Origin of the sequence: Christensenella minuta (assembly GCF_003628755.1) — a bacterium.
In the GTDB taxonomy this organism is placed as follows: Bacteria; Bacillota; Clostridia; order Christensenellales; family Christensenellaceae; genus Christensenella; species Christensenella minuta.
The window spans coordinates 1053161-1067695 of the sequence record NZ_CP029256.1 but is presented as its reverse complement, the minus strand read 5'-3'; the positions used below and the strand labels follow the sequence as shown (position 1 = coordinate 1067695).

The window sequence follows — 14535 nt, the reverse complement described above, 5'->3', positions numbered from 1 at the left end:
CTTAAGAAGCGGCAGGCCGCATTGCCATGCGGCAGGGCTGGAATCACAAAAGGAGAAGAAGAATGAAAAGGAACAAGAGAATTCTGGCAGTATTTTTGGCTGTTGTAATGCTGTTCAGTATTACAGGGACTGCAATGGCGGAAGAGGTGCCGGCAACGGCGGAGGCGCCGGCTGCGGAAGGAACTCCACAGGAGACCCGGGCTCCTGAAGCGTCGGCATCTCCGGCGCCGCCGGCAAGCCCGGAGCTGGAGAAGGCGCCAGATCCCTCGGCGGCGGAATCGGTGCAGCCCGAAGTGTCGTCATCTGCTGCACCGGCGGCAGATATGGCGGTGATGGCGTTAGAGGAAGACGAAGGGCTCGGTGCGTTGTCGCTTGCGGCCGATGGAGAGTATACGCTGATTTCTTCGCCGGACGATTTACTTGCGGTGATGAAAGATCCTTCCTATTGGACTGCAAAGCTGAAAGTAACGGCGCCCATTGACATGAGCGGCATAACCACGGCACAGCCGATTGGCAGCGGCGCAACACCGTTTTCGGGGACCTTTGACGGAAACGGCCAGACAATCAGTAATCTGACGATTACTTCATCTACAGGATATACCGGCCTGTTTGGCCATATAACAGGCGCCGTGCAGGATGTGGTATTAAAAGGAGCGGAGATTACCGATACCAACGAGAGCTATACAAAGGGAATGGGGATTCTCGCGGGCTATAATAAGGGAACGGTTTCCGGATGCAAGGTAACGGACAGCAGTCTTTCCGTACGTTATTCCTATGCGGGAGGCGCCGTAGGGAATAACGAAGGAATAATAACAAATAGCTCGGTTACCGGGAGTACTGTAACATCGGAAAGCGCTGCAACCATGGGCTATACCGGCGGTTTTGCCGGATATAACAACAAGACGGTATCTCAGTGCTATGTTTCCGGCGGCACGGTACAGTTTACAGGGACGAATGGCCGCGGAACGGAGATCGGCGGCTTCGTAGGAAGAAATTCAAATTCAATTGACGAATGCTACACCACCGCAGCCGTGGAATCGACCAGCAATAAGGCGGGCGGATTTGCAGGAAATATAACAAACGGACAGATCGAAAACAGTTTTTCTGCCGGAGAGGTAACGGGTAGCAAATATATCGGAGGTTTTTCAGGCAATATTGATGGCGGAAAATTTGTATCCTGCTATACCATTTCTCCCGTTGTTTCGCAGGGAACGTCAACGGGGAAATATAACTATTTCGGAAAATTTTACGGCGGCGGGTTAGCTTTCTCGAGCTCCGCAGCAAAGGCATTTTATCTTTCCACAGCTTCTATTGCCGGACATGGAACGGAAAATGACCACACGGCAGACAATTATTTTTCAGGAAAAACTGAGAGTGAACTAAAAACGCTCGCGGGGACGCTTGGGTCCGCGTGGACGCAGGACGACAGCAAAAACGGCGGGTATCCATACCTCGTGAACGTACAGGCTCCCGAAGGAAGCGGCGGGTCCACCGGCCCGGCAGAGCTAGCGCAGCCCTCCGGCCTCAAATGGACGGACGCGACTGCCTCATGGAATGCGGTAACAGGCGCGGAGTCATATACGGTCAAGCTTTATAAAAACACAGATACGCTTGTCGATACCTATACGAACATCGCGGGGACATCCAGGGATTTCAAGGCGGTCATCACGGAAACAGGCGATTATTCCTTCACGGTACAGGCCATCGCGCCCTCCGGAAGCACGGACTATACGGACGGGAGGGAGTCCGCAGGGAGTGCGGCTTATTCATTTGTGAAAAAGGACGATCAGGGCTTTATCCTGATTTCTACGCCGGATGAATTGCTTGCGCTGGCGGAGGCGGCGGCTGACCTGACGAAGAACTATAAGCTGGCGAACGACCTCGATATGGAAGGCCTGGCCGGAAAAGTCATCGGTAAATATAATAACGGCGCTTCAGGAGAAAAAGCTTTTACAGGTATCTTTGATGGCGATGGACATACGATCAGGAATCTTTCTATTGCGGGCGAAGCTCTGTTTAGCTATGTAGGCACGGATGGTATCGTCCGCAACCTGACGCTCGGGCACGCAGCGGTGGAATTTACAGGAAACGATTCCAACGGTGCGCCGGCAGCGCTCGTTTCCAATAACAAGGGCATAATAGAGAAATGCTTTTCCATCCAGTCATCGGTGGTATCCAAATATAATAACCGTGTTGGCGGGCTTGTCGGAAACAATGAAGGTACGATTCGGCAGTGCGGCGTTTCAGGCGGCAGCGTAACGTATCAGAATACGGGGATGATGACGGGAGGGCTTGTTGGAAGGAATACGGGTTCGGTCAGTGAAAGCTTTTCTTCCGCAAGCGTTTCCGGTTACAGGGCAGTTGGCGGTTTTGTCGGAGGAGCAGAAGACGGCGCGGTCACGGATTGCTATGCGGCAGGCACAGTGAATGGGAACAATGAGGCAGCCGGTTTTGCGGGGATGCTTTCAAGCCCTGCCGTACTCACGAACGTTTACGCCTCGGTCGACGTGGCTGCTTCAGCCGGAACAGGCGGACCGCTCGTTGGCGGGAAAGGCTTCTCTTTTAATACGGTGGGCACCGTAACCAACGGATATTATAATTCTGACAAATTAAAACCGGATACAGAAGTTGTTTCGGTTGCGGCAACAGCTAAAACAGCGGCGGAGATGAAGACGGCGGGATTTGCTTCATTGCTGGGAAACGCGTGGAAGGCAGATACCGGATCGGATGGGAGGATCATCAACAATGGTTATCCTTACCTTGTGAACGCCGCGCCCGCGGCCGATACGCCTGCGGCAGGGCCGTTGAGCGTACAGATACTGATTGCAAACTGGGATGCCAAGACATACCAGTTTATAAAGCCTGCGGTACCGTTCACCGTGAAGGCAGAAGGAGAAAATATTACGGCAGAACAGGTGATGCAGGCGGCGCAGGCCGCCGGGCAAATGACGTATTCTGCGGAACAGAGCTCTACGGGAACATTCATCAAAGCCATCAACGGTAAAACGTTGGAGGAGCCGGAAGGCTGGATGTTCACGATCAATGATAAACAGTCTCCGGTAGGTGTTTCATCGGCGCGGATTAAATCGGGAGATAAGATCGTATGGTATGAAGGAACGGCGGCGAACGGATATAAAGCGCCGACATGGGCGGAAATGACCGCGCCTGCTCCGGTGCAATATGAAACGATTGCCACCCAGGAACAGCTAGTCGCGCTGATGGACAGCACCAATCAGGCGGTCGACTGGGCGAAGAACTATAAGCTGGCAGCGAATATCGATCTTTCCGGTATTACGGCTTCGCCGATTGGCAGCGAGGCAGTGCCTTTCAGCGGAATATTCGACGGTAACGGACATAAGATAGAGAACCTGAAAATCAAAAAGAGTATAGGAAGCCAAAATATCGGTTTGTTCGGTGTGATCGAAGGGGCATCCCTCCTTAACCTGACAGTGGAAAACGCATTCGTTGAAGGCGGAAGCAAAATTGGCGTTCTGGTTGGAATGGCGCGCGCGGATATTGTAAATGAAAAAGCAAACCTGATTGGAAACTGCCATGTGTCGGGCGCTCTGAACGCAACCGGCACATCGGTAATCAAACAGACGGATGCGGGCGGTCTCGTAGGGATCAATGATGGCGGAAGTAAGGAGGGAAAATCGGCGTTCAGCATGATCGACAGATGTACCTCCAGCGTCGAAGTGACGGCCAGCACGGGCAGCGCGGATAACACGGAGTCCGGCCATGTCGGCGGCCTCGTGGGATGGAATAAAGGGAATATCTCACAATGTGAAGCGACGGGCAATGTGTTCGGCGGCAACTCCACAGGCGGTTTCGTGGGAAGTAACTATGGTAATGCCAGCATCTATAGGAGCCATGCGGCAGGAAATGTTGTAGGAGGCTATACTACAGGCGGTTTTGCGGGTAGCATTGGCATGGGAACCTCCGTTGAGCGTTGTTATGCAGCAGGCAATGTTGTGGCAATAGAGGACGGTTACGGCTACTATTTCGGCGGTTTTGCAGGTTCTGTCTCCGGCACAGTCAAAGAATGCGTGAGTACGGGAACACTCACGCCGGGCTGGAGCTATAACGGTGGTTTCGCAGGTGCATTCGACGGTACGATTTGGTCGTATAACGATGATCTTCTTACACTAAAAGACTGCTATGGAAATAGCGAAACAAGCCTGGGAACCAAGATAAAAGGATTGGGAAATTATATAAGCGGTGCGCATGAGGCTACGGACTCGGCAGCGGAAAAGACTGCGCTTACAAAAGAACAGGCAGCTGCCAAGCTTCAGGAAATGCTGGCGGCGCAGGCAAAAGAAGAAGCGGATAAAACTGCGCTTAAGCAGGAAGCGGAGAAATACGAAAGCCATGTAACGATCCCCAATACAGTGGAGGAAAACACAGACATCACATCGCTTGTCGCTAAGCTGAAATCAGGTGAAACACCGGACAATAATATTAAGGTGATGTACCGCGAGACGGGCGAAAATAATTATGTTACCAGCTCAGACCAGCCTCTCGGGCGGTATAAACTGGTACGCAAAAACACCTCGCTCGGCCCGGTAGAAGAGCAGGTTATGCTGCTGTTCACCCAGGACGGTGAAACGGTTGCACAGCCTGTTACGGTCGAGCTGCAGGGCGCAAAAAGCAGCGCTTCGGCGAATGATGTGATAAGCACGATTGCGGGCAGCTATAAGAATCTATCATATGAAGATTCCGCATCCGACTGGGCGGCGTTTGATATGGCGGCTTATGTGGGGGCGGATAAGGTATTCGCTTCAGGAAACGCAAAGGTAAATTTCATCAAGGAATCAATTTCGCATATCCGTGCAAACAATGCAACCGATTATGAACGATTGGTACTGATGATGACTGCGCTTCATATGGATGCGCAGCAGTATGTGGATGTCATCGCAAATTTACCGGATCGGCGCCTTAATACGGTCAATGCACAGGCCTTTGCATTATTGGCGTATGATTCAGGAAACTATACCTTGCCTTCCGGTGCGGTAAACACAAGGGAAAAAGCTGTCGAATACCTGCTTGCGAACAGGAATGCGGACGGCGGATGGTCGTATCTGCCGGGAGAATCGGAAGCGGGCATGACGGCAATCGTCCTTTCGGCGCTCGCTCCGTATCAGGACAAAATGGAGGTTGCGTCCGCAATTGCAGATGCGCTCGACTATTTATCTGCGGCCCAGTCTTCAAACGGCGGATATACATATTACGGCGAGGAAAACAGTAATGACGCGGCAATGGTCGTAATCGCGCTGACTTCCCTCGGGATCGATGCAAATACGGACAGCCGGTTTGTAAAAAATGGAAACAGCGTATATCAGAACCTGATGAGCTTTGTAACGCCGGACAACCGCTTCGGATATACCGGCCACACGACGGCAGACGCGCTTGCGACAGAACAGGGCTTCCGTGCGTTGGTAGCATATAGCCGCCTGACAACTTCGGGGTATAACATCTACAGTGTTGCCGGATCGCTGCAGGAGTGGATGAAGCCGGTGCAGGACACGGACAAGGACACGGGAATCACGATCGGTACGGATACGACGGTGGTCCCGAAAGGAACGGTTGTTAAAGTGGAAAAAATAGAATCCGGTCCGGACTTTGCATTGGCGCAAAAAGCGATCGGCAAGGATGCGTCGGGGTTTGTGCTGTTTCAAATCCAGCTTTTGGATACTGACGGCAATCCGGTGCAGCCGAACGGCAAAGTGCGGGTTGGTATTCCGGTCCCGGCCGGGTACGATACGGCAAGGCTCGCCATATACCGCATTGCTGCGGATGGGACGCGCGTAGAATATACGGTGACGGTGGAAGGGGATATGGCCTATTTTGAAACCGATCATTTCAGCCTGTATGCGCTGGCAGAGAAAGCCGAAAGTACGGATGCGGTATCCGGGGCAGCTACACCCCAGACAGGAGATGCGCAGGATATTGGCGGCTATGCTGTCCTGCTGGCGGTTGCTGCCGCAGCGGTATTTGCGGTATTGGTTCTGGACCGCAGGCGGCGCAGAAGGAATTGAGAGGAAAAGAGGCGGAAAAGAAAAATTATGAAAAAATTTTGGAGTATATTGCTGGCCGGCCTGCTGTGCATCGGGATGCTGGCGGGCTGCGCACCGGCGGAGCAGCAGGCTCAGGCTTCCGGGCTGGCGCCGGAAGCAACGGTAGAGCAAACGGGACGGCCATCCGTCCCTGAAAGTGCGGTTGTAAGTCCATCGCCCTCCGCAGCGCTGCCACCGCCTGCGGAGGAAAGCGGGCCGGCGGCTGGCGGAACCGGTATAGGCGCTTCTTCAGCAAAGGGAAAAAATACCGGGACCTCAGCAGTTAAAGAGCCGGAGAGCGGCACACCGGACGGAACGGATGGCGCCGCCGCCAGTACGCCCGAACAGGCCGGTACACCGGAATTCGCACCGCAGCAGCCAGAGACGATTACATGTACGATCGCCATTGACTGCAAGGCGGCGCTGGATGTGGAGCCAGACCTTGCAAATGCGGTTTCCTCAGGTGGGACGATTCTCGGGGGCAAAACGGTAACGCTTGATCCGGGCGCTACCGTATACGATGCACTTAGGGCGACAGGAGTGACTTTCAGCGGCAAGAGCTATATTTCATCCATAAACTCGATCAGTGAAGGAGATTGCGGTCCCCAGAGCGGATGGATGTATAGCGTTAATGGGGATTACCCGGGTGTTGGATGCACCAAATACACACTTTCGGACGGCGACAGCATCAGGTGGCGGTATACCTGCAATATGGGGGCGGATATCGGGGCGTAACGCATGCGGCATATTTTTACGGTTTACCATCCAAGCGTAGTTTTTCTGTATTTGGCGGCGGCCCTGGCATGTACGATGCTGAGCATGCAGCCAGTCTACCTTTTGATTTCCTTTGCAGCGGGAAGTATTTATGCGGTCTATCTGAATGGAGCGCGTAAATACTTTTCTTCGCTTAAATTTGCGCTGGTTATGTTTGCGGTCATTGCGGTGTTAAATCCGCTTTTTAATCATCGCGGGCTTACCGTATTGTTTTATCTGGCAGGAGAGCCTGTCACGCTGGAAGCGTTTGCTTATGGTTTGTGCGCAGGCCTTATGCTGCTCAATGTATTTATTTGGTTTTCCTGTTATGCCGTGCTTATGACCAACGACAAATTTCTCTATCTGTTTGGGAAAATATTACCTGCGACGGCACTGATGGTATCCATGACCCTGAAACTGATTCCCCAAACCGCCTACCGGGCGCGATGCATCATGAATGCGCAGGAAGGGCTGGTAAGCGGCCGCAGAAAGAAAAAGCAGCGGTTCAAAAACGGTGTACGCAGCGCATCGGTGCTGATGGGATGGGGCATGGAAGACAGTATAGAAACAGCGGATTCCATGCGCGCGCGCGGCTATGGTGCCCGTAAACGCACCGCATTTTCCATTTTCAGGATGGGCAGGCATGATATTTTTTCATTGGCTGCCGTGGGCATCCTGGCCTCGTTGAGCGTCGTCTGTATCGTTCTGTTTGGCGGAAAGTTTATGTACTATCCCTGTTTAAAAAATCTCGAAGGGAATATATGGGCGTATATTCCCTATGCAATCCTGCTTTTTTATCCACTGCTTCTGGAAGGGAGGGAACGGCTCGCATGGAAAAGATCGTGGTAGAAAAATTTTCTTTTCGCTATCCTGGGACGGAAAGATATGCCCTGAAGGAACTTAGCTTTTCTGTGGAACAAGGCTCCTTTCTGCTGATTTGTGGGCGGTCTGGAAGCGGGAAAACAACGCTTCTGCGCTGCCTGAAAAAAGAGGTCGCACCCCATGGGGAAAACACGGGCCGCATTTTGATCGGGGACCTCGTACCGGGCAATATTCCCCTGGTTGAGTCGGCGGCAATGATTGGTTTTGTGATGCAAGATCCGGAAAACCAGATTGTAACGGATACAGTGTGGCATGAATTGGCGTTCGGACTGGAAAATTTAGGCGTGCCAACAGGCGTAATTCGCAGACGCGTCGCGGAGACCGCGCATTTTTTTGGGATTGCCTCATGGTTTGAAAAAAGTGTATACGAGTTGTCGGGTGGCCAGAAGCAAATCCTTAATCTGGCAGCGGTAATGGCGATGCAGCCGGATATCATCATATTAGACGAACCAACCGCTCAACTGGATCCGATTGCGGCAAAAGAATTTTTACAAGCCGTCAAACGTGTCAACGAAGAACTGGGAAAAACCGTTATACTGTCTGAACATAGGCTGGATGACGCATTGCCCCTGGCAGATAACGCACTTTATCTGCGCGGTGGGAAAAATGGATTTTTTGGAAGTCCAAAGGAATTTGCCCGGTGGTGCATGAATGAGCGGGAGGAAACGTTTATTCCGGCTTTGCCTATGGCGGCGCGCCTTGCGGAAATGTGGGGCGGTGCGGACGGTTTCCCTCTTAGCGTGAAGGAGGGAAGGGCTTTTCTGGAGTCGCGGAAAGAAAAATTGCGGGCTGTGTCTCCGCAAAGGCGGGAGGAACTTTCGGGACCGGTAATGGCTGCGGCGCAGGATATATGGTTCCGGTATGATAAAAAAGATGATTTTGTATTGAAAGGCCTGGGCATAGAAATCAGGCGGAGGGAAATACATTGCATTACGGGCGGAAACGGGAGCGGGAAAAGCACGCTGCTTTGCATGCTTGCTGGCTTGTTAAAACCCGCGAGGGGGCGGGTTTGGCTTGCGGGTGGAGTGAAGCCCGGGCTGCTTATGCAGAATCCGAAAATGATGTTCGCATGCGATACATTGCGTGCCGACCTGTTGGAAAATGCACAGGCCTTTGCGTATACAGGGCGGGACGTAGAAAACATTGCACAAATTTTCGGGCTGAAATGCCTGCTGGATAAGCATCCCTACGATTTGAGCGGCGGAGAAATGCAGAAAGCGGCGATTGCAAAGCTGCTGCTTTTAAAACCGAATATGCTGCTTTTAGATGAGCCGACTAAAGGAATCGACGCATTCGCAAAAAAAGAGCTGGCGGATATCTTGAAAAAAATAGCAATGGATGGCGCGGCTGTTATCCTCGTAACGCATGATCTGGAATTTGCCGCCTCATATGCGGACAGGTGTTCCCTGTTGTTTGGCGGAGAGATAGTCTGCACAGACGAAGGAAAAGCGTTTTTCCTTGGAAATAATTTTTATACGACGGCCCTCAATCGGATAACGCGGGGGATCGTTCCGGATTGTGTGATCCTGAAGGATGTGCTGCGCTATGTATAATGCGCTCAAATGGATAGAACCGGTCTCTATGGCTGCCGTACCGGCAGTCCTGCTTTTATGCGCCCTCTTGGGGGCGGACCACGCGGCTCTGCTGAGTATTTTAGTAGCGGGATGCGCGCTGCTGCCGTTTTTTCTGCGTTACGAGATGGCAAAACCGCGCCCAAGAGACATGATGCCTGTCGCCGTGCTGGCGGCGGTTGCCGCTGTGGGACGTATTGTATTTGCGCCTTTTCCGAATTTCACGCCTGTCTCTGCGATCGTCATCGTAGCTGCAGTATGCTTCGGACGGCAAAGCGGCTTTCTGACAGGCGTACTTGCGGCCCTTGCGTCCAATCTGTTTTTCGGACAGGGAGCATGGACGCCCTGGCAGATGTATGCGTGGGGAATAGTCGGCTTCTTTGCGGGCCTGCTGCAGGAAAAGGGATTTTTCAAAAAAAATTCCACGGTTTACATATACGGTGCAGTGTCGGCTTTTTTGTTTGGGTTCATTATGGATTCGTGGTACATCGTAGGCTTTGTTACGCCTATCACATGGCAGGGAGCGCTTGCCGCCTACCTTGCGGGCGCCCCGTTCAACCTATCGCACTGCATTTCCACAGTGTTTTTTCTGATTCTGATCCTTGCGCCATGGGGCAAGAAACTCAAGCGCATCAAGACGAAATTTGGCTTGCGGGCATGAGACGTTTCAACGGGGGATGCGTGGAAGAGTAACAAGCAAAAAGCGGCGATCAAGCCGCTTTTTGCCTTCAAAGAGAGTAATATATATGAACGAGTTTACCGTATTACTGTGTCCTTCCTATGGTTGTGTTGTCTTTTTTACGGTTTCTAAGCTCGGAAACCGGATTTTCCCGTTCTTCATCCCGGTAATCCTCGCCCTTTTTATTGTTTTTCTGATGGTCGGCAATCACAACATGACTTTGCACATCGCGGATGCTGGAACCGTTCACCCAGTCCTGATAGGTAAAAAATTCATGGCCTTCGGGCAGGTCGTGTATGTCGGCAAATTCTTCCTTGTCTGCAGTGAGCTCGATTTGGTTGGCAAGCACGTTGCGCACATAGTCTTTGGTGTCGTGGAACTTCAGCAATTCCGGGAACTCGCCGGAGTTCAGTACCTGCTGCCATTCCTTGCCTTCATATTTTTGCAGCAGCTCCGCCGCCTTGTGCAGATGCGAAATTTCCTGCATCAGATGGCGCTCCCAGATTGCTTTGATATTCCTGTCCGTTTCATCCTCATAAAATGAGTAATAAAGGTAGCATTCCGTATATTCATGCAGCAGGAGGTTTTCGAGCCATGTACAGTTCGGATCCATCAGGCCGCCGTACTGTGTAACGTGCTGTTCCTCCACCATGCCGATTTCAAGATACAATTTGCGTCCCGGATCGTTGGGATAAGTGTTGCCGATATTCATATAAAAATTCATTGTCTGTTGCTCACCCGCCGTAATAATCAGCGTATTCAATTTTGTACGGTCGTCCGCTGTCTTGAAATCGGCAAAGCGCTTAACCGCTTCAAAGGGATGACGGTGGTGCGCAATGGTAGGGCGGCCGGGCGTAATGTCCACATATCCCTTTACCAGCTTGTGCGCCGGAATATTCATATCCATATCGAGCAGGTTTGAATAGCGGTAAAGGTGGTCAAAATCCTCCAGGAGTGCAAAATCCATACACTGCTTCACATATTCATCCGGTTCATGCTGGGCAAGCCATGCCGTGAGGTCTACCGCTACATGTTCATAGCCGATTGTCGTCTCGAGCTGCGTTTCATCGCCGGGCGACAGCCAGTTAATAGTTTTCTGTTGCATTTGTTCCTGCCGGCGGCAGGCTGCGATTTCACGGCGAAGCTCATTGTCTGAGCAATTCCGGTGGAATTGATGGCCAAACATAACGGCTTCCGTTTCGATCCCATTCATCAGGATCACGCGGCATTTTGTGTAGGGATCGGCCTCGTTTTTAGAATACGGCTTTGGATAAAGCTCTTTCCAGCTTAAAAAGCCTTCTTCCATAGCCATTGGTTTTTCTTTAAAAGGGTTCATCATTTTTTTATTCCTCCTGTTTATTTCTGGTTCGTTCTTTCTAACCAGCTGTTTTTCAAAAGAAACGCCGGACGCTGGATTTTAATATTATCGTGACAAAACATAAAAGATAAAAAATGACAAAAAACGCCTTATGAAGGCGTTTTGGGCGGGACTGCCAAAAAAATTAAATTTGCTTCATTTGGGGCAGGTGTAAGTGCAGCACCTGATTGCATACCCGGGAAAAGCTCGCCGGGAAATAGAATTTTTCCGGTTGGCATAATCCTGTGGTGAGAATCTGTAATCAGCTTATATCCCCGGCCGGGTGTGGCAGGAACGTATCTCATCGGCCCGGATGCTGGTGGTGGCAGGTGTTATTTCGGGCATTCCGGTATAATAGCCCTGAAGGTAATCGATGCCATACGAAATCAGCGTTTCCATCTCCGCAAATGTCTCCACACCCTCGGCAATTACCTTGATCTGCTGGTATTTCAGGTATGACAATAAGTTCTGGAGCATAAGCTGCCGGTTTTGGTCGGTATCGATATTACGCACGATAGACATATCAATTTTGACATAATCGGGATGCAGGCGCAGGAGGATTGCATCGTTATTGTAGCCCGTTCCATAATCGTCAATGGCAATCTGGCAATTCCATTTCGTATAATAATCCAATTTATCCCGGGTGAATTCACTATCCAGCTTTTCTGTCTCCATAAATTCAAATACAAGGTGATCCAGGATACCCCGGAATTCGTATTCAAATTCATGCGCGTCGCGCCCGGAGATCATCTGGCCGGGCAGAGTGTTGATAAATAATTTGTGGTCTGCCGCAGCTTCGGGATATTGCAGAAAAGTTCTCACTGATTTAAACAGCGTCAACCGCTCGATCTGCCGCAGCCGGGATTGCGTTTCCGCAATGCGCAGGACGTCGGCGGGCGTGGTCAGATGAAGAGAAACCGGCCGCATAAGTGCTTCATATGCGAAAATATCTCCCGTATGCGCGTCCACAATAGGCTGGAATACATAATGGACGGACTCATCCTCGATCAGCTTGTTTAGTTCTTCCTTGCTGTGCAGCAGGAAGGAATCGCGATGATAAAGCTTGCTGTCGAATTCGGCAACCTGCCCCTTTTCCGTATTTTTGACGGTATACATTGCAAAATCCGCATATTTAATCAAATCGAAATAATTCATAGCGTCGTCGGGATACCATGCGATGCCTGCGGACGCGCGCAGCCGCGTTTGTTTTGTTTGGGTGAGCTGGAAGGGGGAGGCGTCCATTTCCGCCTTGATGGCCCGGATAATATTCATGGCCGACTCCTTATCGTCGTATCCATACAGGAATACGTAAAATTCATCGCCCGATATGCGCGAAACAATAGCGTTGTTGTAGGGAATAAAATGCTTCAGTACATTTGCCGTGCTGCGGATATATTCGTCGCCATAATCGTGTCCGTAAGTATCGTTGATATATTTCAGGTTGTCAAGGTCCCACATCATGAAAGCGGCGGTCTTAAGCTTTTCAGGATGGCTGAAGGCTGCCTTCATGGCGGCGTGGAATGCCCGGCGGTTAAGAAGATTCGTCAGCGCATCATAATCGCGCTCATATTCAATTTTTCGTTTTTCAAGGATTTCACGCGTCACATCGGAAAGAACACCCATATACGGTTTGTCCCCGCCGATCAGCCTCAGACGCAGCCATCGTATTCCGCTCTCCCTGGATGGGACTTTATAAATATAGGTATCCCGGTCAGGGCTTTCCTCCCGGGTTGCAGAAAAGCGCTCCAGCTGGGCGGAAAATTCCTCGCTCGACATATGCGTGCGCTCGGGGAGGCCAAACAGGGACAGGAACTTACCGCTGATAAGCACCTGGTTTGTAACCGGGTTATATTCATAAGCGCCCATGGAAATATCCGCAGCTTGAATAATTTGCGAGAAACGGGAAGCCGTGCGCTCTACGTCGCGGTTTAAAATTTGCACGGCGTCGGCCAGGCTGTCAATTTCCGTAATATGTGTTTTGGGAAAATGAAGCGGTGTCTCCGCAGTGCTGGAACGAAGCGTATGGCCGAGCGCGGCAATCGGCGTCGTAAGTATCCTGCCGATGATAATTGCGGAAATGATGCCGAAGACGATCGAAATCACAAATGAAATCAAAACCATAAGCATGACGTGGTAAGAGGAATCGAGCAGGTACCTGCTTTCGATGATGCCGGACAAGACCCATTGCTCGTTCTCGAAAGGAGTGTTTGTGTTATATAGCCTGAGCGGCTGTGTGTTCACATATACGTCTTCTGTTACCCGGTCGTTTTTCTCCAGGGTATATATATTATCGTAAGAGGCATAGGGAATCAGGGAAGCGCTGCCCGTTCCGATATACATTTTTGCCATTGGACCGCTGGTCACGACTGTCGTCAGATCGTTTGACTCGTCTTCACGGATACCCAGCAGGTAAGAACCTTTTTTATTGATATCGATCTCGCTATAAGGAAGCGTACTTGCCAGGTAATCCGTTGTAATGCCTGTTCCAAGAACGCCGTATACCGTGCCGTCTGAAGCGCGCAGGGGGATCGTATAGGTTACGATCAAACTGCCGGAATCCGGAGAGATTGAAAATGGATGGCTCCAGTAACCCAGGTCGGTGCTGAGGGCATCCGGATAATCGTCTGCGGCATCCAATGGCCGGTAATAAAATTTACTGTTTTCGTCTGCGGCAGGAAGCTCGAAATAGGAAGACCATGTGCTGGAAAGCGAAATGCCGAGCTTTTTCGTCACGGAAGAGGGGGCGCGTTCAATCTGGAGGTCAGAGTTATCGTCAGAATTCGTTGACGGGTCAAGGTCCCGCAGATAAAGCCCCAGCTTTGTTTCGCTGTTTCCGGTACCGTTCAGAATGAGAAAAGCCTCCGTTACGGTATTTTGACGCAGCAAGGAAATCAGGTCGTCAGAAACGGCGCTTAAAATGGCTGTCCCAGCCTCCTGGTCGATTTGTCCGGCAGAAAGGTTGCGGGAAGCCGTAAGATCTTCCACGGCTGCGTTTATGGCAGTCTCGGAAGGCGCCAGGGCGGACCATTTCTGTACCATTTCGTTCTGCAAATAATTTTTCCGGCTCTGCGTACGTTCCGCCAGGATATCGAAGGAGTTGTCATTCAGGCGGCTTACCGTGCCGCTGAATAAAAAAATGCATGCGAAAAGGACAGTCTGCGCCAACATGATCGCCAAAATGGGGATCATAAATTTATGTAAAATAGACTTGTCCTTGATCCGTTTACGCATGCCGGTGTG

The 14535-nt window shown here is 51.2% G+C and carries 7 protein-coding genes; 5 read left to right on the top strand and 2 right to left on the bottom strand.

Annotation, left to right across the window (positions count from 1 at the left end; all coding sequences use genetic code 11):
- The first annotated feature begins 62 nt into the window (after positions 1-62).
- The 5 genes from B1H56_RS05140 to B1H56_RS05120 are packed head-to-tail and all read left to right on the top strand — an operon-like array spanning position 63 to position 9920.
- Positions 63-6035, top strand: a complete 5973-nt coding sequence (locus tag B1H56_RS05140) for a GLUG motif-containing protein (protein WP_066518220.1) — start codon at positions 63-65, stop codon at positions 6033-6035.
- Between the two features lie 27 nt (positions 6036-6062).
- Complete coding sequence (locus B1H56_RS05135) at positions 6063-6788, top strand: DUF4430 domain-containing protein (RefSeq protein WP_066518222.1); 726 nt, start codon at positions 6063-6065, stop codon at positions 6786-6788.
- 3 nt (positions 6789-6791) lie between these two features.
- On the top strand, positions 6792-7655 hold the full coding sequence (locus B1H56_RS05130) for an energy-coupling factor transporter transmembrane component T family protein (RefSeq protein ID WP_066518225.1): 864 nt from the start codon (positions 6792-6794) through the stop codon (positions 7653-7655).
- Complete coding sequence (locus B1H56_RS05125) at positions 7637-9241, top strand: ABC transporter ATP-binding protein (protein WP_066518228.1); 1605 nt, start codon at positions 7637-7639, stop codon at positions 9239-9241. Before B1H56_RS05130 ends, B1H56_RS05125 begins: the two co-directional genes overlap by 19 nt.
- The gene (locus B1H56_RS05120) at positions 9234-9920 is read left to right on the top strand and encodes an ECF transporter S component (protein ID WP_066518232.1); all 687 of its coding nucleotides are present in this window, start codon (positions 9234-9236) and stop codon (positions 9918-9920) included. The genes B1H56_RS05125 and B1H56_RS05120 overlap by 8 nt, the downstream gene beginning before the upstream one ends.
- 103 nt (positions 9921-10023) lie before the next feature.
- Here B1H56_RS05120 and B1H56_RS05115 read toward each other — a convergent pair whose 3' ends face one another.
- Together B1H56_RS05115 and B1H56_RS05110 are read right to left on the bottom strand one after the other, a co-directional pair.
- Entirely contained in the window at positions 10024-11277 is a 1254-nt protein-coding gene (locus tag B1H56_RS05115) for a hypothetical protein (protein WP_082771136.1), read from the bottom strand.
- Between the two features lie 285 nt (positions 11278-11562).
- A complete protein-coding gene (locus tag B1H56_RS05110; protein ID WP_066518235.1) occupies positions 11563-14526 on the bottom strand; it encodes a bifunctional diguanylate cyclase/phosphodiesterase in 2964 nt (987 codons plus the stop codon).
- Positions 14527-14535 lie beyond the last annotated feature (9 nt).

Excerpts from the sequence above, each read along its gene's own strand:
- B1H56_RS05140 (WP_066518220.1), top strand. The coding sequence starts at position 63 with ATGAAAAGGAACAAGAGAATTCTGGCAGTATTTTTGGCTGTTGTAATG.
- B1H56_RS05135 (WP_066518222.1), top strand. The coding sequence starts at position 6,063 with ATGAAAAAATTTTGGAGTATATTGCTGGCCGGCCTGCTGTGCATCGGG.
- B1H56_RS05130 (WP_066518225.1), top strand. The coding sequence starts at position 6,792 with ATGCGGCATATTTTTACGGTTTACCATCCAAGCGTAGTTTTTCTGTAT.
- B1H56_RS05125 (WP_066518228.1), top strand. The coding sequence starts at position 7,637 with ATGGAAAAGATCGTGGTAGAAAAATTTTCTTTTCGCTATCCTGGGACG.
- B1H56_RS05120 (WP_066518232.1), top strand. The coding sequence starts at position 9,234 with ATGTATAATGCGCTCAAATGGATAGAACCGGTCTCTATGGCTGCCGTA.
- B1H56_RS05115 (WP_082771136.1), bottom strand. The coding sequence starts at position 11,277 with ATGATGAACCCTTTTAAAGAAAAACCAATGGCTATGGAAGAAGGCTTT.
- B1H56_RS05110 (WP_066518235.1), bottom strand. The coding sequence starts at position 14,526 with ATGCGTAAACGGATCAAGGACAAGTCTATTTTACATAAATTTATGATC.